At 65.3% G+C, this 21,710-nt stretch carries 19 protein-coding genes; 18 read left to right on the top strand and 1 reads right to left on the bottom strand.

Going from position 1 to position 21,710, the window contains the following annotated elements; translation table 11 throughout:
* Positions 1 to 125: 125 nt before the first annotated feature.
* Complete coding sequence (locus U5A58_RS18605) at positions 126 to 485, top strand: hypothetical protein (RefSeq protein ID WP_321962542.1); 360 nt, start codon at positions 126 to 128, stop codon at positions 483 to 485.
* Positions 486 to 497: 12 nt separating this feature from the next.
* On the opposite strand, the gene U5A58_RS18600 is transcribed toward U5A58_RS18605, so the two are convergent.
* On the bottom strand, positions 498 to 1,328 hold the full coding sequence (locus U5A58_RS18600; protein WP_415774248.1) for a MipA/OmpV family protein: 831 nt from the start codon (positions 1,326 to 1,328) through the stop codon (positions 498 to 500).
* Between the two features lie 719 nt (positions 1,329 to 2,047).
* On the opposite strand from U5A58_RS18600, the gene leuC reads away from it, so the two are divergent.
* From leuC to U5A58_RS18515, 17 genes are all read left to right on the top strand, one after another.
* On the top strand, positions 2,048 to 3,457 hold the full coding sequence (leuC, locus tag U5A58_RS18595; protein ID WP_321962540.1) for a 3-isopropylmalate dehydratase large subunit: 1,410 nt from the start codon (positions 2,048 to 2,050) through the stop codon (positions 3,455 to 3,457).
* A gap of 12 nt (positions 3,458 to 3,469) precedes the next feature.
* Positions 3,470 to 4,120 (top strand): 3-isopropylmalate dehydratase small subunit, encoded by a 651-nt coding sequence (gene leuD, locus U5A58_RS18590; RefSeq protein WP_158760568.1) that lies wholly within the window; start codon positions 3,470 to 3,472, stop codon positions 4,118 to 4,120.
* Between the two features lie 57 nt (positions 4,121 to 4,177).
* Positions 4,178 to 5,245, top strand: a complete 1,068-nt coding sequence (gene leuB / locus U5A58_RS18585) for a 3-isopropylmalate dehydrogenase (RefSeq protein ID WP_069261384.1) — start codon at positions 4,178 to 4,180, stop codon at positions 5,243 to 5,245.
* Positions 5,246 to 5,569: 324 nt separating this feature from the next.
* Positions 5,570 to 6,691 (top strand): aspartate-semialdehyde dehydrogenase, encoded by a 1,122-nt coding sequence (asd, locus tag U5A58_RS18580; protein ID WP_321962539.1) that lies wholly within the window; start codon positions 5,570 to 5,572, stop codon positions 6,689 to 6,691.
* Positions 6,692 to 6,857: 166 nt separating this feature from the next.
* Positions 6,858 to 9,122: a FimV/HubP family polar landmark protein gene (locus U5A58_RS18575; RefSeq protein WP_321962538.1), complete on the top strand. Its 2,265-nt coding sequence runs from the start codon at positions 6,858 to 6,860 to the stop codon at positions 9,120 to 9,122.
* A 16-nt stretch (positions 9,123 to 9,138) separates the two neighbouring features.
* The gene (gene truA / locus U5A58_RS18570) at positions 9,139 to 9,954 is read left to right on the top strand and encodes a tRNA pseudouridine(38-40) synthase TruA (protein WP_321962537.1); all 816 of its coding nucleotides are present in this window, start codon (positions 9,139 to 9,141) and stop codon (positions 9,952 to 9,954) included.
* Positions 9,955 to 10,000: 46 nt separating this feature from the next.
* Positions 10,001 to 10,681 carry a phosphoribosylanthranilate isomerase gene (locus U5A58_RS18565; RefSeq protein WP_321962536.1) on the top strand — a complete coding sequence of 227 codons (681 nt, stop codon included), beginning with the start codon at positions 10,001 to 10,003 and terminating at the stop codon, positions 10,679 to 10,681.
* Between the two features lie 77 nt (positions 10,682 to 10,758).
* Complete coding sequence (trpB, locus tag U5A58_RS18560) at positions 10,759 to 11,952, top strand: tryptophan synthase subunit beta (protein WP_321962535.1); 1,194 nt, start codon at positions 10,759 to 10,761, stop codon at positions 11,950 to 11,952.
* A gap of 21 nt (positions 11,953 to 11,973) precedes the next feature.
* Positions 11,974 to 12,885: a site-specific DNA-methyltransferase gene (locus U5A58_RS18555; protein WP_321909792.1), complete on the top strand. Its 912-nt coding sequence runs from the start codon at positions 11,974 to 11,976 to the stop codon at positions 12,883 to 12,885.
* Between the two features lie 53 nt (positions 12,886 to 12,938).
* Entirely contained in the window at positions 12,939 to 13,748 is an 810-nt protein-coding gene (trpA, locus tag U5A58_RS18550) for a tryptophan synthase subunit alpha (protein ID WP_321933861.1), read from the top strand.
* Positions 13,749 to 13,878: 130 nt separating this feature from the next.
* A complete protein-coding gene (gene accD, locus U5A58_RS18545; RefSeq protein WP_321909788.1) occupies positions 13,879 to 14,751 on the top strand; it encodes an acetyl-CoA carboxylase, carboxyltransferase subunit beta in 873 nt (290 codons plus the stop codon).
* Between the two features lie 189 nt (positions 14,752 to 14,940).
* On the top strand, positions 14,941 to 16,251 hold the full coding sequence (folC, locus tag U5A58_RS18540; protein ID WP_321962533.1) for a bifunctional tetrahydrofolate synthase/dihydrofolate synthase: 1,311 nt from the start codon (positions 14,941 to 14,943) through the stop codon (positions 16,249 to 16,251).
* Positions 16,252 to 16,313: 62 nt separating this feature from the next.
* Complete coding sequence (locus U5A58_RS18535; protein ID WP_321933857.1) at positions 16,314 to 17,240, top strand: SPOR domain-containing protein; 927 nt, start codon at positions 16,314 to 16,316, stop codon at positions 17,238 to 17,240.
* 7 nt (positions 17,241 to 17,247) lie between these two features.
* Complete coding sequence (locus U5A58_RS18530) at positions 17,248 to 17,742, top strand: CvpA family protein (RefSeq protein ID WP_321962532.1); 495 nt, start codon at positions 17,248 to 17,250, stop codon at positions 17,740 to 17,742.
* Between the two features lie 123 nt (positions 17,743 to 17,865).
* Positions 17,866 to 19,410 carry an amidophosphoribosyltransferase gene (gene purF, locus U5A58_RS18525; protein WP_321962531.1) on the top strand — a complete coding sequence of 515 codons (1,545 nt, stop codon included), beginning with the start codon at positions 17,866 to 17,868 and terminating at the stop codon, positions 19,408 to 19,410.
* 139 nt (positions 19,411 to 19,549) lie between these two features.
* Complete coding sequence (locus tag U5A58_RS18520) at positions 19,550 to 20,746, top strand: O-succinylhomoserine sulfhydrylase (RefSeq protein WP_321962560.1); 1,197 nt, start codon at positions 19,550 to 19,552, stop codon at positions 20,744 to 20,746.
* An 80-nt stretch (positions 20,747 to 20,826) separates the two neighbouring features.
* Positions 20,827 to 21,702 carry an MOSC domain-containing protein gene (locus U5A58_RS18515; RefSeq protein ID WP_321962530.1) on the top strand — a complete coding sequence of 292 codons (876 nt, stop codon included), beginning with the start codon at positions 20,827 to 20,829 and terminating at the stop codon, positions 21,700 to 21,702.
* The last annotated feature ends 8 nt before the right edge of the window (positions 21,703 to 21,710 follow it).

Raw genomic sequence — 21,710 nt, 5'->3', positions numbered from 1 at the left:
TTTGGCCCATTGGGTCAGCATAGTGGCGAAGAATGAGCAGGGAATGAGCGCCGTGGCTTGACACAGGTCACGCGTGAGTTGGTGCGACGCGGATACGATTCCGCCTTTTTTCCGGACCGACGACCATGATCGCCCGCTGCCTCTTCGTATTGCTTTGTCTTTTCACGCTGGCGAGCCGCGCTCCGGCACAGACGGTCGAAAAACCGGCTGCACCGGACTCGAACTCGCGGCAATATCTGAGCCCTCTGCAGCAGAACTTCGGCGTGGCAACCGCGCCTTCCAGGAGCGATCGGGCGAACGACCTGACGAGGCGCTGCAAGGAGGTGGCCGCCGAGTATGACCACGCGTTCAGGCCGGCAGGGACCGATCAGGCGAACGCCGTCGTGCCGAATTACGGGCACTACGGGGAACAGGAAAACACGATGCAGCGCTACAACCAGCGCCGCGACGCGGAGAAGGAGTTCGACGATCTTGGCTGCCGGTAGCGCCCCGCAGCGCTAGAACTGGTAATTGATCGAAACGTCGCAAACGCCCCCCGTCTTCGTCTGGATGATCGGACTGTGCGCGGCGCTGCCGAGCAGGCGCTTGATCGCGCCGTCGGCGCTCACGAACCAATGTTTGTTGACGAAGTAGACCATCGTGATGCCGAAGCCGGCCGACTTGAGGCCCGCGCTCGCGTCGTACTGACGGTAACCGGATGCCGCCGCCTGCTGTGGCGTCACGCCAAACCAGCTCTGCATGTAGCTGGAGTCGGCGAACGTGACCGAGGGGCCGGCGAACCAATAGAAGTTCTCGTTGCTGCCCGGCAGCGGCATATAGGCGCCGAGGTCCGCAGTCCAGCCATTCGAGCCGCCGAAGCTGCGCGTGAAGGCGGTGCGCAGCACGAGCGGGAAGTCCTTCGAGATCACATACTCGCCAGCGATCTTCAATTCCGGCGCCGGGTTGATGTTGCCCATCCCGTACAGCCGCGTCGGGTCGTCCTGGCCGCGCCGTCCGAGGTCGTAGGCCGCGGCGACGCTCACGCGCCAGTTCGGGCCCTGCAGTACGTTGGCGCCGAAGCCTTCGCCCGTCGAGCCGAACAGGATGTCCTTGTAGCGCAGGTCGATGCTCGGGCCGACCAGGGTGTGATAGCGGTCCGAGCCGTCGTAGCGCGGTTCGAAGGTCGCGCCCACGCCAAGCCGCGCTTCGAAGTCAGGACGGTTTGGCTCAAACATCTTTTCGAGCGGAATGCCTGCGGAGTACTGCCATTCGCCAAGCGGCGAGGGGGTTTGCGCCTCGGCGCGCGGGGCCAGCGCTGCGAGGGCGCATGCCATGGCGGCAAGTGACATACGCTGCGTGGCCCGCGAGCGGCGCGGCGCCGTTGGTTTTATTCTGCTTGTTCTGTGCTGCGCAATGCAGATTGCGAGTGGCATGAAGCCTCCGAGTTTGGCTGGCCGGCCGCGGCGTTGTTTATTGAGTACGATGAAATCACAAGGTGGAATTCCATGCGGCCGGGTTCGTCTCGCAAACCTCGTGCCTGATCGGGCAGTGTCCGTTCCGGCGACTCGTACGCTCTCCGGTGGAAATGGCCGTCGGATATGGATGAAGTACCATGAAAATCAGGATGACTAATTAAATTGCCATGGCGCTTGCGCACCGTTTTGGAGCGCGGCATTGGCCCCGATTAAACCCTGGCGCCAAATTGCCGTTAGACAGGTATGGACGTCGGTGACGCGGCTCCCCCTGTGTCGCGAATTCCGAAGCCCATGTTTCACCGTTCTCACAGCGGTAACCAACTTGCGCCGGTCGTGGTCGGGCCGGCGCATCTCTTTTTGCATCCCGAATCCCTGCAGCGAGCCCCCGACGTGCGCACGCTTTGGCGCGACACGGTTGCGCCACGACACCCGCGCTCGCCGGGTAACGTTGATACAGGTATCGCGACTACCACCCAACTCACTGTTTTTTATCGCTTTTTTTCAGGAAAGGCCCTGTAGTGGGCGGGTTTCGCGTGGCATAATCGATTCACACAACCGTATTGCCCCGCAGTCAAACAATTCCCCCGCACATCATGGCAAAGACGCTCTACGACAAATTGTGGGACACCCATGTGGTCCACACGGAAGACGATGGCACGACGATTCTCTACATCGACCGTCATCTGTTGCACGAAGTCACCAGCCCGCAGGCTTTCGAAGGCCTGAAGATGCATGAGCGCCCCGTGTGGCGCATCAGCGCGAACCTGGCGGTGTCCGACCACAACGTGCCCACCACCGACCGCAGCCACGGCATTGCCGACCCGGTCTCGAAACTGCAGGTGGACACGCTCGATTCGAACTGCGACGCCTTCGGCATCACGCAGTTCAAGATGGCCGACCAGCGCCAGGGCATCGTGCACATCGTGGGTCCGGAGCAGGGCGCGACGCTGCCCGGCATGACGATTGTCTGCGGCGACTCGCACACGTCCACGCACGGCGCGTTCGGCGCGCTTGCGCACGGCATCGGCACCTCGGAAGTCGAGCACGTGCTGGCCACGCAAACGCTGCTGCAAAAGAAGAGCAAGAACATGCTCGTGAAGGTCGAGGGCCAACTGCCGCGCGGCTGCACCGCGAAGGACATCGTGCTCGCCATCATCGGCAAGATCGGCACGGCGGGCGGCACGGGCTACGCCATGGAGTTCGGCGGCTCGATGATCCGCGGCCTCACGATGGAAGGCCGCATGACCGTGTGCAACATGGCGATCGAAGGCGGCGCGCGCGCGGGCATGGTCGCCGTGGACGACACCACGATCGAATACCTGAAGGGCCGTCCGTTCTCGCCGCAAGGCGCGGAATGGGACCAGGCCGTCGAATACTGGAAGAGCTTCCGCACCGACGAAGGCGCGCACTTCGACCGCGTGGTCGAACTGACTGCAGCCGACATCGTGCCGCAGGTCACGTGGGGCACGTCGCCGGAAATGGTCACGTCGGTCGACAGCCGCGTGCCGGACCCCGAGCGCGAGAAGGACCCGGTCAAGCGCGACGCGATGGAACGCGCGCTGCAATACATGGCGCTCGAACCGAACACGCCGATCGAGTCGATCAAGCCGGACAAGATCTTCATCGGTTCGTGCACGAACGCGCGTATCGAAGACCTGCGCTCCGCCGCTTATGTCGTGAAGAAACTCGGCCGCCGCGTGGCGCCGAACATCCGCCTCGCGATGGTCGTGCCGGGCTCGGGTCTCGTGAAGGCGCAAGCCGAGCGCGAAGGCCTCGACAAGGTGTTCACGGAAGCGGGCTTCGAATGGCGCGAGCCGGGTTGCTCGATGTGCCTCGCAATGAACGCCGACCGGCTGGAGCCGGGCGAGCGTTGCGCATCGACTTCGAACCGCAACTTCGAAGGCCGCCAGGGCGCGGGCGGTCGCACGCACCTCGTGAGCCCGGCCATGGCAGCCGCCGCGGCAATCGAAGGCCATTTCGTCGACATTCGCAAGCTCGGGTAAGGCAACACGATCATGGAAAAATTCATCGTACACACCGGCGTCGTGGCGCCGCTCGATCGCGAGAATGTCGATACCGACGCGATCATTCCGAAGCAGTTCCTCAAGTCGATCAAGCGCACCGGCTTCGGCCCGAATGCCTTCGACGAATGGCGTTATCTCGATCACGGCGAGCCAGGCCAGGACAACTCGAAGCGCCCGCTGAACCCGGACTTCGTGCTGAACCAGCCGCGTTATCAAGGCGCTTCGGTGCTGCTCACGCGCAAGAACTTCGGCTGCGGCAGCTCACGCGAGCACGCGCCGTGGGCGCTCGACCAGTACGGTTTCCGCGCGATCATCGCGCCGAGCTTCGCGGACATCTTCTATAACAACTGCTTCAAGAACGGCCTGCTGCCGATCGTGCTTTCCGAATCGGACGTCGATCACCTGTTCAACGAAACGTACGCGTTCAACGGCTTCCAGCTCACGGTCGATCTGGACAAGCAGGTCGTGCGCACGACCGACGGCTCGAAGGAATATCCGTTCGAAGTGGCCGCGTTCCGCCGCTACTGTCTCTTGAACGGCTTCGACGACATCGGCCTCACGCTGCGTCACGCCGACAAGATCCGCCAGTACGAAGCCGAGCGCCTCGCGCGCCAGCCGTGGCTGAACAACCGCGTGCTTTGATACGCGCAGAAAAACGCAGACAAGCGCACACCGAACAACTGAGCGAGGAATGACACGATGAAGATTGCAGTGCTGCCGGGCGACGGCATCGGCCCCGAGATCGTCAAGGAAGCCGTGAAGGTGCTCAACGCACTTGGCGAAAAGTTCGAGCTGGAAGAGGCGCCCGTTGGCGGCGCGGGCTACGAGGCAAGCGGCCACCCGCTGCCCGAGGCCACGCTCGCGCTGGCGAAGTCCGCCGACGCGATCCTGTTCGGCGCCGTGGGTGACTGGAAGTACGACAAGCTCGAGCGCGCGCTGCGTCCGGAGCAGGCCATTCTCGGCCTGCGCAAGCATCTGGAACTGTTCGCGAACTTCCGCCCGGCGATCTGCTATCCGCAGCTCACGGGGGCGTCGTCGCTGAAGCCGGAAATCGTTTCGGGCCTCGACATCCTGATCGTGCGTGAACTGAACGGCGACATCTACTTCGGTCAGCCGCGCGGCACGCGCGAAGCGCCGGATGGCAACTTCAAGGGCGCACGCGAAGGGTTCGACACGATGCGCTATGCGGAGCCCGAAGTGCGCCGTATCGCTCACGTGGCGTTCCAGGCCGCGCAAAAGCGCCAGAAGAAGCTGACGTCGGTCGACAAGGCCAACGTGCTGGAAACGTCGCAGTTCTGGAAGGACATCATGATCGATGTCTCGAAGGAATATCCGGACGTCGAGCTGTCGCACATGTACGTGGACAACGCGGCCATGCAGCTCGTGAAGGCGCCCAAGGCCTTCGACGTGGTCGTGACCGGTAACATGTTCGGCGACATTCTCTCGGACGAAGCCGCGATGCTCACGGGCTCGATCGGCATGCTGCCCTCGGCCTCGCTCGACAAGAACAACAAGGGTCTGTACGAGCCGTCGCACGGTTCGGCGCCGGATATCGCGGGCAAGGGCATTGCCAACCCGCTCGCCACGATCCTTTCGGCGGCCATGATGCTGCGTTATTCGCTGGGCCGCCCGGAGCAGGCGGACCGTATCGAGAGCGCGGTGAAGAAGGTGCTCGAACAAGGCTATCGCACCGCCGACATCGTCACGCCGGACTGCAAGCAGGTCGGCACGGTGGCAATGGGCGACGCGGTGATCGCAGCGCTGTAACGCCACACGAAGGGCACGCCGTTTCAGGCGTGCCCTTTTTTATTTCGCGCGCCTGAAGAATGGCGTTGCAAATAGCGGAAAGTATGGTTTTTTCCGCGCAAATTAACTGTTTCGTGTATATTACTTCGATGGCGAAGATCTCCCCGATCACGACTGTTACGAACATCCGCGGCACGGCCCGCGCGATTTCGCTCGCCATTAGCACGAAAACCACGATTACGAAAACGATCACCATTCGTTGATCGCTCGTCGTGCCCGCTCATCTTCCCCGCGCGGCCACGCCGGGCGAGCGAAGCGGGGAAGTGTCCATCTCAAGGGTTAGTCATGAACGTAGGTCTCGTAGGTTGGCGCGGCATGGTCGGCAGCGTGCTGATGCAGCGCATGCAGGAAGAACGTGATTTCGACCTGATCGAACCGGTGTTTTTCAGCACCAGCAACGCAGGCGGCGCGGCTCCGTCGTTCGCCAAAAACGAGACGAAGCTCAAGGACGCGAACAGCGTCGACGAGCTCAAGAAGTGCGACATCATCATCACCTGCCAGGGCGGCGATTACACCAACGAGGTGTATCCGAAGCTGCGCGCGGCAGGCTGGACCGGTTACTGGATCGACGCGGCCTCGGCGCTGCGCATGAAGGACGACGCGGTCATCATCCTCGACCCGGTCAACCTCGACGTCATCAAGGACGCGCTGGTCAAGGGTCAGAAGGACTTCATCGGCGGCAACTGCACGGTCAGCCTCATGCTGATGGCGCTGGGCGGCCTGTTCCGCGAGAACCTCGTCGACTGGATCACGGCCATGACGTATCAGGCCGCTTCGGGCGCGGGCGCGCAAAACATGCGCGAGCTGCTCTCACAGATGGGCGCGCTCAACGCTTCGGTTGCGAGCGACCTCGCTAACCCGTCGTCGGCGATCCTCGATATCGACCGCAAGGTGCTCGCCACGATGAACAGCGACGCCATGCCGACCGAGCACTTCGGCGTGCCGCTCGCGGGCTCGCTGATTCCCTGGATCGACAAGGACCTCGGCAACGGCATGTCGAAGGAAGAGTGGAAGGGCGGCGCGGAAACCAACAAGATTCTCGGCAAGCCCGCCATGGGCCAGCCGGGCTCGATTCCGGTGGACGGCCTGTGCGTGCGTATCGGCGCGATGCGCTGCCACTCGCAGGCGCTCACGATCAAGCTGAAGAAGGACGTGCCGCTCGACGAGATCGACGGCATCCTCGCCTCGGCCAACGACTGGGTCAAGGTCGTGCCGAACCAGCGCGAGGCTTCGATGCGCGATTTGTCGCCGGCCGTGGTCACGGGCACGCTTTCGGTGCCGGTGGGCCGCTTGCGCAAGCTGGCCATGGGCGGCGAGTATCTGTCGGCCTTCACGGTGGGCGATCAGCTGCTGTGGGGTGCGGCGGAACCGCTGCGCCGCATGTTGCGCATTCTGCTCGACAAGTGAATGAATTAAACTACGCGGCTAATGACGCGTAGACAGGGTGAAAAGCGCCGCGCCAGTCGCGGCGCTTTTTTTATTGCATGCTTTTTACCGCATGCATCGATGCAATCGCCCCGAAGCACACTCCTATTTGATCGACAGCCGCAAGAGCGGTATGCCAGGGCAACTGATGATCGTTCGATTTGATTCTGTTTCCGCCGCGCCTCGCGCGAAGCGCGCCCAAGGGCGGCGCGCGATCCGCGCCACTGTGGCGGCGGCGAGTTTCCTGTTCTGCGGCCTGGCCGCCGCGCAGGGCGGCGCGAGTGCGGCGCCGGGCGCTGCGAGCGCCGCCGCTGCCGCAGCTGCGGTGAGCGTTGCGGGGCAATACACCGTTCGTCCCGGCCAGTCGCTGCATGACGTGGCCGTCGACCTCACGCAGTCGCACGACAAGGCCACGCTCGCGCGCATGAGCCAGGCGCTGTTCGAGGCGAACCCCAATGCGTTCATCAAGCAGGATCCCAGCCGCATGCGCGTGGGCGCGACGCTGAACGTGCCGGCTACACCGGACGTTTCCAGCGCGGCGGCGGGCATGACGGCGGCCCTGGGTGGGGCGGCTGCGGCATCGGCTGCCGCCAGCGCGCCCGCTGCGGCGGCGAGCGCGCCTGCAGCGTCCGCTAGCACGCCCGCCGCGGCTTCAAATGCCGCCGCCGAGGCGGCAGCGGCTGCATCGTCGGCGGCGGCTGCCGCGGCGGCTGGCGCGAGTGCGGCCAGCACGGCCGTGGCAACGGCGGCACCTGCTTCGGCGGCAGTTGCGACGAGCGGCCCCGAAGCGGCCGCGCAAGGCGCCTCCGGAGCGGCGACGAGCGCGAGTGCCGCTGCGCCGGTGTCAGCGGCCAGCGACGCGCACGTGTGGAGTGGATCGGTCCAGCCGGCCCCGGCCAGCAGCGCGGCAGGCGCGTCGGCGCAAGGCGCGAAGGTCTCCAGCCTCCAGCAACTCCTCGCATTGAAGAACCGCGTGCTGATGGCGTTGCAGCAGCACGGCATCGGCAAGCCGGCGCAGACCGCGGGCGGCGCGTCCGCGGGTGTGCCTGCCGCGCAAGGCGGCGCACCTGTGCCGAACGGCGCAGCGAATGCCGGCGCGGCTGGCGGTCAACCGGAAGTCTCGCCGATCGCCATGGGTGGCGTGGCGGCGGTCGTCGTGGCGCTGCTGGCGTTGTTTGTGCGGCTGCTCATGCGCAAGCGCAAGAAACCCGTCGATCAGGCGCCCGACGTTTCGCCCGAAGCGCACGAGCCGACGCCGTCGACGTCCTCCGCAGCCGCTGTAGCCGGCGCACCTGTGGTCGAAGAGCCGCCAGTGTTGCGCGAGCCGATTGCGCACGCAGCGGAGGAACCGGATGCGGGCGCGAATGCACCTGCGCCCAAGGCGAACGAAGTTGTGATCACGCCGGTGCCTACGCCCGCCGTCTCGGTCGTGCCGCTGGAGCACGACGAAGCGCTGCCGCCTACGCTAACCGAGAAGCTGCATCCCGCCACGCCGCAAGAGCCGACTATCGAGCAGGACGCTCACGCAGCACAGGAGCAGCCGCACGGCGCCGAAGCGGGCGAATCGCAGACGCTGGCCGACGCAACCGAAGCCGCAAGCCTCGCCGCCGCGGCGGACCTGGGTGCGGATGCGTTGCCGCCCGAAAGCATCAGTGCGCCGCGCACAGCCGAAGACGCCGAGGCGCTGGCGCGCACGCTGGAAGAGCCGGCGCGCGCCCAGAAGCCCGCTACACCCGATATCGCGCTGGATTTCGGCGATGGCGCTCCGCAAGCCGCGCAAACGTTGCACGCGCCAGAGGCCGAGCCGCCCGCCATGCAAACGCCGCCTGTTGCCGGAGCCTTCGAGCGCCCGCCGACGCCGCATGCCGCACCTGAAATTCCGTCAGTACCCGCAGTTACCGCAGAAGACATGAGTTACGCCGAAGTTCCGATCGCTTTCCCGCACGATGCAATCGAAGCGCTGGGGGGCCTCGACCTGCCCCTGCCGCCGCGTATCGGAGAGCCGGTCATCCCCACGGCGCCGCTCTCGACCGAGCCGGCCGCCACGCCCGAGGCATCGGCGCGGCTCTCGTCGCCGTTCTTCGAGCCGCCGACGCGGATGGCGGGCGAGGCCATCGAGGCGGGGACGGCGGGCGCAGGCGCGCTCGCAGGCCTCGGCGCGCCGCGTTTTGGCGCGCTCACGCTCGACTTCGACCTGAACCTGCCGCCCGATTCGGCGGAGCCGCTGCCGGTCTTCACGCCCGAGCAGCTCGCGCGCATCGCACGCAACAAGCTCGATCTCGCGCACGAATACATCGCGCTTGGCGACGTGTCCGGCGCCCGCTCGCTCATCAACGAAGTGATCGAGTCGAACGACCCCGCCACGCGCAGCGACGCGCAGGCGCTGCTGTCGACACTCGCTCCGCTTTCGTGACGCTGCCGCAAGCCGTATGCGTATCGCGCTAGGAATCCAGTACGACGGCGCCGCGTTCTGCGGCTGGCAGTCGCAGCCGCACGGCAAGACGGTGCAGGACGCGCTCGAGCGCGCGCTGCGCGAGTTCGCCACCGTGCCGCTGTCCACCATCGTCGCGGGGCGCACCGACACGGGCGTGCACGGGCTCGGCCAGGTGGTGCATTTCGACACCGATCTCGACCGCACGCCTTTCTCGTGGGTGCGCGGCACCAACGCGTTCCTGCCCTCCACGGTGGCCGTGCAGTGGGCCAAGCCGATGCCCGACGCGTTCCACGCGCGCTTCGCGGCGTTCGAGCGCACGTACTACTACGTGCTCTACGTGAACCCCGTGCGCTCGCCGATGCTGGCGGCCCGCGCGGGCTGGATCCACACGCCGCTCGACGTCGATGCCATGCGCGAGGCAGCGGCGCATCTCATCGGCGAGCACGATTTTTCGTCGTTTCGCTCGTCCGAGTGCCAGGCGAAAACGCCGGTGAAGCATCTGTATCAGATCGATATCCGGCCGCAGGGCGACTTCATCCACTTCCGCTTTCGCGCCAATGCGTTCCTGCACCACATGGTCCGCAACCTGATGGGTTGCCTCGTGGCCGTGGGGCGAGGGCGCTATCCGGCCTCGTGGATGGCTGAAGTGCTGGCGGGTCGCGACCGCACCGTGGCCGCGCCGACCTTCATGCCCGACGGCCTCTATCTCGCCCAGGTAGGCTATCCTGACGAGTTCGCGGTCCCTGGGCCGCATACGGCCAGCGTGCCGTGGAGCGCGATCTGGAGCGACGCGCCCGAAGGCCGCACCTGAAGCGCCGCCTGCTTGAATCATCGAGACCGACACCGCACTTACGATCATGACGTCAGCCGAGCCATCCGCCCCCGCGCACCGCACCCGCATCAAGTTGTGCGGACTTTCGACGCCCGAGGCGCTTGCGCACGCCATCGACCTCGGCGCGGACGCCGTCGGCCTCGTGTTCTACCCGCCCAGCCCGCGCTCGGTGAGCGTGGCGCAGGCGGTCGAGCTTACGCACGACATTCCGCCGTTCGTCTCGGTCGTGGGTCTCTTCGTGAACGCCACGCCGCAGTGGATGAGCGAAGTGGCGAGCAATGTCTCGCTCACCATGCTTCAGTTCCACGGCGACGAAACACCCGAGCAGTGCGAGTCGCTGGCGTCCGTTGCCGGTTTGCCCTGGTTGCGCGCGCTGCGGGTGGCGGCCGATACTCAGCAAGCCGATTTGATAGAATCGGCTAATCGTTATTCATCAGCCAGCGGCCTCTTGTTCGACACCCATGTCGAAGGTTACGGCGGCGGCGGAAAGGTCTTCGATTGGTCACTTATTCCCGCAGGGCTCGCGCGTCGGGCCGTTTTGAGTGGTGGCTTGAACGCGCAAAACGTCGGTGATGCGATTCGCCAGGTGCGTCCGTTCGCTGTCGATGTCTCCAGTGGCATCGAGGTTCCGGGCGCAAAGGGCGTGAAGGATCACGCCCGCATGGCGGCGTTCGTGCGCGCGGTGCGCGAAGCGGACGCGGGATGAATCCGGGGCGGATGCCCCTTTGGCCGGCACGGTCCACGCAACGTGGGCCTTCCCAAGTCCGGCCGAGCGAGTGACTTATGTACAATTTGCCAGATGAACGCGGCCATTTCGGCCCCTATGGCGGCGTATTCGCTGCCGAAACCCTCATGCAGGCGATCGACGAGCTGCGCGACGCCTACGCGAAATTCAAGGACGATCCCGACTTCCGCGCCGAATATGAGCGCGAGTTGAAGCATTTTGTCGGCCGTCCGTCGCCGATTTATCACGCGCAGCGTTGGAGCGAGCTGCTGGGCGGCGCGCAGATCTATCTCAAGCGCGAAGACCTGAACCACACCGGCGCGCACAAGGTGAACAACGTGATCGGCCAGGCCCTGCTCGCCAAGCGTATGGGCAAGCCGCGCGTGATCGCCGAAACCGGCGCGGGTCAGCACGGCGTGGCCACCGCGACCATCGCGGCGCGCTTCGGCATGGAATGCGTGGTCTACATGGGCGCCGAAGACGTACGCCGCCAGGCCGCCAACGTCTACCGCATGAAACTGCTGGGCGCGACCGTGGTTCCGGTCGAGTCGGGCTCGCGCACGCTCAAGGACGCGCTCAACGAAGCCATGCGCGACTGGGTTACCAACGTCGAAAACACGTTCTACATCATCGGCACGGTGGCGGGCCCGCACCCGTACCCGATGATGGTGCGCGACTTCCAGCGCGTGATCGGCGACGAATGCCGCGTGCAGATGCCCGAAATGACGGGCCGCCAGCCCGACTCCGTGATCGCCTGCGTGGGCGGCGGTTCGAACGCGATGGGTATCTTTTACCCGTATATCGAGGACACTTCGGTGCAGTTGATCGGCGTCGAGCCTGCCGGCGACGGCATGGAAACGGGCCGTCACGCCGCCTCGCTCGCGGCGGGCACCGTGGGCGTGCTGCACGGCAATCGCACCTATCTGCTGCAGGACGAGAACGGCCAGATCATCGAGACGCATTCGGTTTCGGCGGGCCTCGACTATCCGGGCGTGGGTCCCGAGCACGCATGGCTCAAGGACAGCGGCCGCGCGCAATACGTCACGATCGACGACGAAGAAGCGCTCAAGGGCTTCCACGACTGCTGCCGCATCGAAGGCATCATTCCCGCGCTCGAATCGAGCCATGCGCTCGCGTACGCGGCGAAGCTCGCCCCGACGTTGCCGAAGGAGAAAATCCTGCTGGTGAACCTGTCGGGCCGCGGCGACAAGGACATGCACACGGTCGCCGAGCGATCGGGCATCCAGTTCTGAGCGCCCGGAGCGACGTAAGCGATGCGTGACGAGTTCGACGAGCCGGAAGTGCCGGCGCCCGTGGGCGAGGTGAATGCCGAGGTGAACGCAGAAGCGGCTGCTCTGGAAGCCGCCGAAGCGGTCGCCAACGCGGCCGTGCTGCCCACGGTGCCGGTCGTGCCGGAAACCATCCGGCTCCTGAACCGCGATTTTCTGACCGATGCAGCCAACTTGCCCGACGCCTCGATCGATCTGATCGTCGCCGACCCGCCCTACGGGCTCGGCAAGGACTACGGCAACGACTCCGACATGCGTTCGGGCGAGAACTTTCTCGCCTGGACGTATGAATGGCTCGACCTGGCGATTCCGAAGCTCAAGCCCACGGGCTCGCTCTACGTGTTCTGTACGTGGCAGTACGCGCCCGAGATCTTCGTCTATCTCAAGTCGAAACTCACGATGATCAACGAGATCGTCTGGGATCGTCGCGTGCCCAGCATGGGCGGCACGACGCGCCGTTTCACCTCGGTGCACGACAACATCGGTTTCTTCGCGGTTTCGAAGGACTACTACTTCGATCTCGATCCCGTCCGCATCCCGTATGATGCCGTCACGAAGAAGGCGCGTTCGCGCAAGTTGTTCGAAGGCAGCAAGTGGCTGGAGCTCGGCTACAACCCCAAGGACGTCTGGTCAGTTTCGCGGCTGCATCGCCAGCACGCGGAGCGCGTGGATCATCCCACCCAGAAGCCTTTGGAGATCGTCGAGCGCATGGTGCTCGCGAGCTGCCCGCCGGGCGGCCGCGTGCTGGACCCGTTCATGGGCAGCGGCACCACGGCAGTGGCTTGCGCGCGTCAGCAGCGCGAATTCGTCGGCTATGAAATTAACGAAAGTTACTGCGCGATCGCGCGCGAACGCGTCAGCGCGGCCGCCGCAAGCGCCGTTGCGGCCGGCGCCTGATGCGCCGCCGCCGGACTCACGCGCAGTAACGCCTAAAAGCTGAGGACCCTGAAATGTCCCGTATCAAGACCACGTTCGAGGCGCTCGCCGCCCAGGGCCGCAAAGGCCTGATCCCGTTCATGACGGCGGGCGACCCCGATCCCGCGCGCACGGTCGAGTTCATGCACGCGCTGGCCGCCGGCGGCGCCGATGTCATCGAACTCGGTGTGCCGTTCTCGGACCCGATGGCCGACGGCCCCGTGATCCAGCAGTCGTCCGAGCGCGCGCTCGAGAAGGGCGTGACGCTCAAGAGCGTGCTCGCCGACGTGAAGCGCTTTCGCGAAACCGACAACAAGACGCCCGTCGTGTTGATGGGCTACGCGAACCCCATCGAGCGCATGGGCGCCGACGCGTTCGCGCAGGCCGCAAAGGAAGCGGGCGTGGACGGCGTGCTCGTGGTGGACTATCCGCCCGAGGAGTCGGTCGAGTTCGCGGCGAAGATGAAGGCCGCCGACATCGATCCGATCTTCCTGCTCGCGCCGACTTCGACCGATGAGCGCATCGCCGAAGTGGGCGCCGCGGCGAGCGGCTATGTTTACTACGTCTCGCTCAAGGGCGTGACGGGGGCAGCCAATCTCGACGTTTCGAGCATCGCGGGTAAAATTCCGGCGATCAAGAAGCATGTCTCGCTGCCCGTGGGTGTGGGCTTCGGCATTCGCGATGCGCAAACGGCCGCTGCCGTCGCGCAGGTGTCGGACGCCGTGGTGATCGGCAGCCGCATTGTCCAGTTGCTCGAACAGGCCGCGCCGGAAACGGCCGCCGACGCGCTCACGCAATTCATCACGGGCATTCGAACGGCGTTGGACGAAGTCTCTGTCGGCTAGTTCCGAGACTGCTGTAAAATCCACTTTTCGCCATGCGCGGTCGGGGTCGGAACCCGGTCGGTTTTACCGATCGGTTGACGGGACCGATCCACCGCGCCCGCGCATCACGAAGGTCAAGGAAGGAACATCAATGAGCTGGCTCGACAAACTGCTGCCGCCCAAGATCAAGCAAACCGATCCGAAAAGCCGCAAGAGCATTCCGGAAGGGTTGTGGATCAAGTGCCCGTCGTGCGAAGCGGTCCTGTACCGCAACGACGTCGAGGCGAATCTCCACGTTTGCCCGAAGTGCGATCACCACATGCGCATTGGCGCGCGCGAGCGTCTGGACGGCCTGCTCGATCCGGAAGGCCGCTATGAAATCGGCCAGGAAATCGTTCCGGTCGACGCGCTCAAGTTCAAGGACAGCCGCAAGTACCCGGACCGCCTGAAAGAGGCGATGGACGATACCGGCGAAACCGACGCCATGGTGGTGATGGGCGGCGCGATCCGCACGCTGCCCGTGGTGGTGGCCTGCTTCGAGTTCTCGTTCATGGGCGGCTCGATGGGCTCGGTGGTCGGCGAGCGCTTCGCACGCGGCGCGCAAAACGCGCTCGAGCAGCAAGTGCCGTTCATCTGCTTCACGGCTTCGGGCGGCGCGCGCATGCAGGAAAGCCTGCTTTCGCTCATGCAGATGGCCAAGACCACGGCCATGCTGACCAAGCTGGCCGAAGCCAAGCTGCCGTTCATTTCCGTGCTGACCGACCCGACGATGGGCGGTGTTTCGGCGAGTTTCGCGTTCCTGGGCGACGTGGTGATCGCCGAGCCGAAGGCGCTGATCGGCTTTGCCGGCCCGCGCGTGATCGAGCAGACCGTGCGCGAAAAGCTGCCGGAAGGCTTCCAGCGCGCCGAGTTCCTGCTGCAGAAGGGCGCGATCGACATGATCCTGGATCGCCGCAAGCTGCGCGACGAAATCGCGCAAATGCTGGCGCTGCTGCAGCGCCAGCCCGCCGACGCGGTGGCCTGAGCCTCGCATTGAGCGATCTGCGGCGTTGTACGTGCCGCAGCCGCAACGCTTTATCCAACGCGCCGCGAGCGAAAGCAAGCGGCGCGTTGTCATTTCCGCGATAATGCCGTTCTTTCGAAGCGGATCATTCGTGTGAACCCTCCGCCTTAGGCGGCGTCTCACGCGCAGCACCAGGTCATTTTTATCTCGATGAGTACCTTTCCCACCCTCGACGCGTGGCTCACGCACCTTGAAACCGCGCATCCGGTCGGCATCGACATGGGGCTCGACCGCATCCGTCAGGTGAAGGACGCGCTGGACCTCAAGTTCGCATGCCCGATCTTCACGGTGGGCGGCACGAACGGGAAGGGCTCGACCTGCGCGATTCTCGAAACGATCCTGCTGAAGGCGGGCTACCACGTGGGCTGCCACACCTCGCCGCATCTGCTCGAATTCAACGAGCGCGCGCGCGTGGACGGCCAGCAGGCCAGCGACGCCGAACTGCTGCCGCACTTCGAAGCCGTGGAGGTCGCGCGCAATTCGCTCGCGAAGCCCGTGACGCTCACGTACTTCGAATTCACGACGCTCGCGATCATGCATCTGTTCGCTTCGCGCGGCCTCGACGCCGTGATCTTCGAGGTGGGTCTGGGCGGGCGTCTCGACGCCGTCAATGTGCTCGACACCGACTGCGCGATCATCACGAGCATCGACCTCGACCACACGGAATACCTCGGCGACACGCGCGAGAAGATCGCGTTCGAGAAGGCCGGCATCTTCCGCGCGGGCAAGCCCGCGATCTGCGCCGACCCGATGGCGCCGCAGTCGCTCATCGACCATGCTGAGGCGATCGGCGCCGAACTGTGGCTCTTCGGCCGCGATTTCCGCTACGAAGGGCAGCCGGGCAGCGAGCGCCAGCAATGGAGCTACGTGGGCCCGACGATGCGCCGCTCGGCGCTCGCCTATCCTGCGCTGCGTGGGGCGAACCAGTTGATCAACACGTCGGCCGCGCTCGCGGGCCTCGAGGCGCTGCGCGACCGGCTGCCGGTTTCCGCGCAGGACATTCGCCTCGGCCTCGCCAACGTCGAACTGCCGGGCCGCTTCCAGGTGCTGCCGGGCAAGCCTTCGATCATTCTCGATGTCGGCCACAACCCGCACGCGGCGGCGGTGCTGGGGCAGAACCTCGGCAGCATGGGCTATTTCCCGTACACCTACGCCGTGTTCGGCGCGATGCGCGACAAGGACATTGCGGGCGTGATCGAGCACCTGAAGGGCGAGATCGACCACTGGTGCGTGACCGATCTGCCGCTGCCGCGCGCGGCAACGGCCGAACAGCTCGAAGAAGTGCTGCGCGAAGCGGGCGTGACTGACGGCCCCGACAGCAGCGTGACGCGCTATGAAAGCCCCGCTGCCGCGTTTCAAGATGCGCTAAAACGCGCTACCGAAAATGATAGAATTCTTGTTTTCGGAAGTTTCCTGACGGTTGCCGGGGTGATGGCCTGGCGAAAGTCGCAGCAGCACTGACCGCCCGGCACCCGCACGCCGCCCACGTAAGACAGGCCAGGTAGGCCAACAGCAAGCCATACATGGGAATTTTCTCGTTCGGCAAGAAAGATGACGCTGACGCGCCCCGCCGGCGCGGCACCGAGTCCGGCTCCAGCCGGCGCAGCAATCAGAGCGCGCGCGTGGAGCGGCGCAGCCGCCGGCCGGACCGGTCTGGCGACGCCGAGGCAATGCTGCTCGACCCCACGCTCCCTGAAAAGCAACGCGCGCGCCGCCGTCTCGTCGGCGCGATCGCGCTGGTGCTCGCGGCCATCGTGATCCTGCCGATGGTGCTCGATTCGCACCCGAAGCCCGTCACCGACGACATCGCCATCGACATTCCGAGCCGCCCGGCCGACAAGGCCGCCGCGCGCCAACACGACGCCGAAGACACGCAAGCCGGCGTCGCCCCCGACAATCCCGCAGCCGCCGAAGCGACGCCTGGCGCGTCGGGTCTCGCGGCCGCTTCGGGCGCCGCGGCCACGCAAAACGCCCAGAACACGGATCAAACGCCGGCAACGCCAGCGAAAAAGCCCGCCCAGGCGGCAACCGCTCCGGCTCAGTCGACACAAACCGCGCAGGCGCAAAAGCCCGCTGCCAAGCCTGCGGCTTCGGCCAGCACGGCCGTCGCCGCAACCAGCAAACCGACGACGACCGCCGCCAACGACAGCGACGACACCAGCGAAGGCAACGGCGCGAAAGCCGGAACCAGCACGCCGGCGGCGCCCCCGGGCGCGCGTTTCGCGGTGCAGCTCGGGGCGTTCTCGAACAGCACGACGGCGAACAATTGGGTCACGAAGTTGAAAGCGGCGGGCGTACCCGCATATACCGAGCAACGTAAGGAAGCGGACGGCACGACGCGCACGCTGCTGCGCGCGGGTCCGTTCCCGGACCGCGCCTCGGCTACGGCGGCGATCGCCAAGGTGCGCGGCGCCGGCCTGATGGCGGGCTCGAACGCCAACGCGGAATAAGCCGTCGATGTTCACCGCATTCGACTACGCTGTAATGGCGGTGATCGGCCTGTCGGCGCTGCGCGGTGCGTGGCGCGGCTTGATCGGCGAGATTTTTGGATTGATTGGCTGGATCGCGGCGTTGCTCGTGGCCTGCCGCTACGTGGACCACGTGGTGCCCTGGATTCCGGCGAACTGGCCGGGCGGGGCGCTCACTCAATGGCTGATCGCCTTTGCGCTGATCGTCATTGCCGTGGTGCTCGTGGCCGGCGTGGGCAACGCATTGATCGGCCGTCTGGTGCAGGTGAGCGGATTGTCCGGCGTGGACCGTTCGCTCGGGACGATGTTCGGCCTCGTGCGAGGCGTCGTGCTGGTGTTGATCCTCGTCGTCCTTGGTGGGCTGACCGAGCTGCCCCAGCAGGACTTCTGGCGCCACGCGCTGCTGCGGCCTTATGCCGTGCAGGGCGTGCTCGAACTGAAACCGTTGTTGCCCGAGGCGCTCGCGGCCTACGTTCACGTCTGATCAGAAGCTGATCGGACGCGATGCGAGGCGAAGCTTCCCGGCAACACTGCCCATTTGCGGCGCCCGACCGGTGATGCAAGCCGGGCGGCCCGCTACCGATTTCGCTTTTTTGAAGGACCTGCCATGTGCGGCATCGTAGGCGTAGTTTCCCGCTCTCCCGTCAACCAGCTCCTCTATGACGCGCTGCTGCTCCTGCAGCACCGCGGTCAGGACGCGGCCGGCATTGCCACCGCGAACGGCAGCACGTTCCATATGCACAAGGCCAACGGCATGGTGCGCGACGTGTTCCGCACGCGCAACATGCGTAGCCTCCCAGGCACCAGCGGCATCGGCCAGGTGCGCTACCCGACGGCCGGCTCGGCGTCGAGCGAAGAAGAAGCCCAGCCGTTCTACGTGAACGCGCCGTTCGGCATCGTCCTCGCCCACAACGGCAATCTCACGAACTGGCAACAGTTGAAGGAAGAGATGTTCCGTGTGGACCGCCGCCACATCAACACCCATTCCGACACCGAAGTGCTGCTCAACGTGCTCGCGCACGAAGTGCAGCTCGCTACCACCGGCCTCGAACTCGATCCGGCGGCGCTCTTCAAGGCGGTTTCGGGCGTGCACCGCCGCCTGCGCGGCTCCTACGCGATCGTCTCGCTGATCGCCGGCTACGGCCTGCTCGCGTTCCGCGACCCGTTCGGCATTCGCCCGCTGTGCATCGGCAAGATGGAAACGCCGGAAGGCACCGAGTGGATGCTCGCATCGGAATCGGTGGCGCTCGAAGGCATCGGCTTCGAATTCGTGCGCGACGTTCGCCCGGGCGAAGCGGTGTTCATCGACTTCGACGGCAACTTCCACTCGCAGCAATGCGCCACGGCGCCGACGCTGAACCCCTGCATCTTCGAACTCGTGTACCTCGCGCGTCCGGACTCGGTGCTCGACGGCGTGCCCGTGTACAACGCACGCCTGCGCATGGGCGACTATCTCGCCGAGAAGATCAAGCGCGAGTTGCCCGACGTGAAGATCGACGTGGTCATGCCGATTCCCGATTCGTCGCGCCCGGCTGCCATGCAGGTCGCGAACAAGCTCGGCGTGGAATACCGCGAAGGCTTCTTCAAGAACCGCTACGTGGGCCGCACCTTCATCATGCCGGGCCAGGCCATGCGCAAGAAGTCGGTGCGCCAGAAGCTCAATGCCATGGGCATCGAGTTCAAGGGCAAGAACGTGCTGATCATCGACGACTCGATCGTGCGCGGCACCACCTCGCAGGAAATCGTGCAGATGGCGCGCGACGCCGGTGCGACCAAGGTGATCTTCGCTTCGGCGGCGCCGCCCGTGAAGTACCCGAACGTCTACGGCATCGACATGCCCACGCGCGGCGAACTCGTGGCGCATGGCCGCACCGATGACGAAGTGGCGCGCATCATCGGCGCGGATTACCTCGTGTATCAGGACGTGGATTCGCTCAAGCAGGCAGTGCGCGACATCAATCCGGAGTTGAAGGAGTTCGAGGCTTCGTGCTTCGACGGCGACTACATCACCGGCGACATCACGAGCGCTTACCTCGACAACATCGAGACGGCGCGCCTCGCGCCCCAGGCGCAGTCGGACCGCGACGCCGCAAGCGACGCGATGGACGGCGGCTCCCGCTCGCAGCTGCACCTGCAACTCTCGGTGGAGTGATCCCCCCGGCAACGCGAGCATGAGGCTCGCGTTTTCGCCGAATCCGAAAGCCCGCTTTCTGCCGATGCAAAAGCGGGCTTTTTTGCGCGCGTGCGTGCAGGATTGAAGCAGGATGGTTCAGGACAAGGAGAACACGAACATGGACGACACCTTCAACTTCGACACGCTGGCCGTTCGCTCGGGTACGCTGCGCAGCGAGTTCAACGAACATTCGGAAGCGCTTTATCTCACGTCGAGCTTCTGTTTCGGCAGCGCCGCAGAGGCCGCCGAGCGCTTCAAAAACTCCGAAACCGCCTATACGTACGCGCGTTTTTCGAATCCGACCGTCACCATGTTCCAGGAGCGCCTCGCCACGCTCGAAGGCGGCGAAGCGTGCATGGCCACGGCTTCGGGCATGGCCGCGATCATGTCGGTGGTAATGGCCGCGCTGCAGGCGGGCGACCATATCGTCAGCTCGCAGAGCATTTTCGGCTCGACGCTCGCCATGTTCTCGCAGATCTTCAGCCGGTTCGGCATCGCGACCACCTTCGTCGATCCGACCGATCTCGACGCGTGGAAGAACGCAGTGCGGCCGGAAACGAAGATGTTCTTCCTCGAAACGCCGTCGAATCCGCTTACCGAAGTGGCCGACATCGAGGCGGTCAGCAAGATCGCCAAGGCGGCGGGCGCGCTCTTCGTGGTCGACAACTGCTTCTGCAGTCCCGCGCTGCAGCAGCCGCTCAAGTTCGGCGCGGATGTGGTGATGCATTCGGCCACCAAGTTCCTCGACGGCCAGGGCCGCGTGCTGGGCGGCGCGCTGGTGGGGTCGAAGGCGTTCATCATGGAGAAAGTGTTCCCGTTCGTGCGCACGGCCGGCCCGACGCTTTCCGCGTTCAACGCGTGGGTGCTGCTCAAGGGCATGGAAACGCTGTCGCTGCGCGTAGAGAAGCAATCGGACAACGCGCTCCAGATCGCACGCTGGCTGGAGACGCATCCGGCCATTAAGCGCGTGTTCTATCCCGGTCTCGAATCACATCCGCAACATGCGCTCGCCATGCGGCAGCAGAAGCTGGGCGGCGCGATCGTCTCGTTCGAAGTGAAGGGCGATACGCCGGAGCAGCAGCGCGCAAACGCGTGGCATGTAATCGACGGCACGAAGATCTGCTCGATCACCGGCAATCTCGGCGATACGCGCACGACCATCACGCACCCGGCCACGACGACGCACGGCCGCATTACGCCTGAAGCGCGCGCGGCGGCGGGCATTACCGAAGGGTTGATTCGCCTCGCCGTTGGCCTCGAAAACGTTCAGGACGTGCGCAACGACCTTGCACGCGGGCTCGATGCGGCGCAGTAAGCGCTTCAAAGCAACGGTTGTATGATCGTGGGTCGAACGCCGTTCGGCCCATTTCCTTATTGTTTTTCCGCGAGTTCGCCATGCCCACAGTTCGTGCGTTGTTCGTCTACCCCGTGAAGTCGTGTGGCGCGATCGCGCTCGACGATGCGCAGCTCGGCCTGAAGGGCATCGAGTGGGACCGTCACTGGATGGTCGCCGACGCAAATGGCCGGCTCGTCACGCAGCGCCAGTACGCGGCGATGGCGCGCATCGTGCCCACGTTCGTCGAAGACGGCGTGCGCCTCACCATGGAAGGCATGAGCGAAGCGCTCCATCTGCCGTTTGCGCCGCGCGGCGGCGAGGCGCGCGTGCCGGCCTCGGTCTGGGACGACGACTTCGAGGCGCTCGACGAGGGCGATCACGCGGCGCAATGGTTCACGCGGGCGATTGGCGCGCCGGTGCGCCTGCTGCGCTTCGCGCATGACGTGACGCGTCTTGCGAGCCGGAAGTGGACGAACGGCGAAGACGCGCCCACGCAATTCGCCGACGGCTTTCCGATTCTCGTGACGAGCGAGGCGTCGCTCGCGGACCTCAACGCGCGCCTCGCGGCGAAGGGCGCACCGCCCGTGCCGATGGCGCGCTTTCGTCCGAACATCGTGGTCGGCGATGTCGGCGATGCGTTCGAGGAAGACTTCATCGACACGCTCGCCATCGAATCCGCATCGGGCGGCGAGGAAATCGTGCTGCGCTTCGTGAAGCCGTGCGCGCGCTGCCCGATCACGACGATCGATCAGGAGACGGGCGAGCGCGACGCGCAATGGCCCACGGAACCGCTCGACACGCTGCAGGTATTTCGCGCCGATCCGCGCGTGGACGGCGGCCTCACGTTCGGCCAGAACGCGATGGTGGTGACGGGCGCGGGCAAGCACGTGGCGGTGGGCGCACGCGCGCAGTGGGAATACCGCTTCGACGAATGAGCGGCGCT

The organism is Paraburkholderia sp. J7 (assembly GCF_905220155.1).
In the GTDB taxonomy this organism is placed as follows: domain Bacteria; phylum Pseudomonadota; class Gammaproteobacteria; order Burkholderiales; family Burkholderiaceae; genus Paraburkholderia.
The sequence above is the reverse complement of the archived record's forward strand: the minus strand, read 5'-3'. Positions and strand labels throughout refer to the sequence as shown.

Excerpts from the sequence above, each read along its gene's own strand:
- U5A58_RS18575 (WP_321962538.1), top strand. The coding sequence starts at position 6,858 with ATGATCGTTCGATTTGATTCTGTTTCCGCCGCGCCTCGCGCGAAGCGC.
- truA (WP_321962537.1), top strand. The coding sequence starts at position 9,139 with ATGCGTATCGCGCTAGGAATCCAGTACGACGGCGCCGCGTTCTGCGGC.
- U5A58_RS18530 (WP_321962532.1), top strand. The coding sequence starts at position 17,248 with ATGTTCACCGCATTCGACTACGCTGTAATGGCGGTGATCGGCCTGTCG.
- trpB (WP_321962535.1), top strand. The coding sequence starts at position 10,759 with ATGTACAATTTGCCAGATGAACGCGGCCATTTCGGCCCCTATGGCGGC.
- leuC (WP_321962540.1), top strand. The coding sequence starts at position 2,048 with ATGGCAAAGACGCTCTACGACAAATTGTGGGACACCCATGTGGTCCAC.
- U5A58_RS18555 (WP_321909792.1), top strand. The coding sequence starts at position 11,974 with ATGCGTGACGAGTTCGACGAGCCGGAAGTGCCGGCGCCCGTGGGCGAG.
- asd (WP_321962539.1), top strand. The coding sequence starts at position 5,570 with ATGAACGTAGGTCTCGTAGGTTGGCGCGGCATGGTCGGCAGCGTGCTG.
- U5A58_RS18605 (WP_321962542.1), top strand. The coding sequence starts at position 126 with ATGATCGCCCGCTGCCTCTTCGTATTGCTTTGTCTTTTCACGCTGGCG.
- U5A58_RS18600 (WP_415774248.1), bottom strand. The coding sequence starts at position 1,328 with ATGTCACTTGCCGCCATGGCATGCGCCCTCGCAGCGCTGGCCCCGCGC.
- U5A58_RS18565 (WP_321962536.1), top strand. The coding sequence starts at position 10,001 with ATGACGTCAGCCGAGCCATCCGCCCCCGCGCACCGCACCCGCATCAAG.
- U5A58_RS18535 (WP_321933857.1), top strand. The coding sequence starts at position 16,314 with ATGGGAATTTTCTCGTTCGGCAAGAAAGATGACGCTGACGCGCCCCGC.
- folC (WP_321962533.1), top strand. The coding sequence starts at position 14,941 with ATGAGTACCTTTCCCACCCTCGACGCGTGGCTCACGCACCTTGAAACC.
- leuB (WP_069261384.1), top strand. The coding sequence starts at position 4,178 with ATGAAGATTGCAGTGCTGCCGGGCGACGGCATCGGCCCCGAGATCGTC.
- leuD (WP_158760568.1), top strand. The coding sequence starts at position 3,470 with ATGGAAAAATTCATCGTACACACCGGCGTCGTGGCGCCGCTCGATCGC.
- U5A58_RS18520 (WP_321962560.1), top strand. The coding sequence starts at position 19,550 with ATGGACGACACCTTCAACTTCGACACGCTGGCCGTTCGCTCGGGTACG.
- accD (WP_321909788.1), top strand. The coding sequence starts at position 13,879 with ATGAGCTGGCTCGACAAACTGCTGCCGCCCAAGATCAAGCAAACCGAT.
- trpA (WP_321933861.1), top strand. The coding sequence starts at position 12,939 with ATGTCCCGTATCAAGACCACGTTCGAGGCGCTCGCCGCCCAGGGCCGC.
- purF (WP_321962531.1), top strand. The coding sequence starts at position 17,866 with ATGTGCGGCATCGTAGGCGTAGTTTCCCGCTCTCCCGTCAACCAGCTC.
- U5A58_RS18515 (WP_321962530.1), top strand. The coding sequence starts at position 20,827 with ATGCCCACAGTTCGTGCGTTGTTCGTCTACCCCGTGAAGTCGTGTGGC.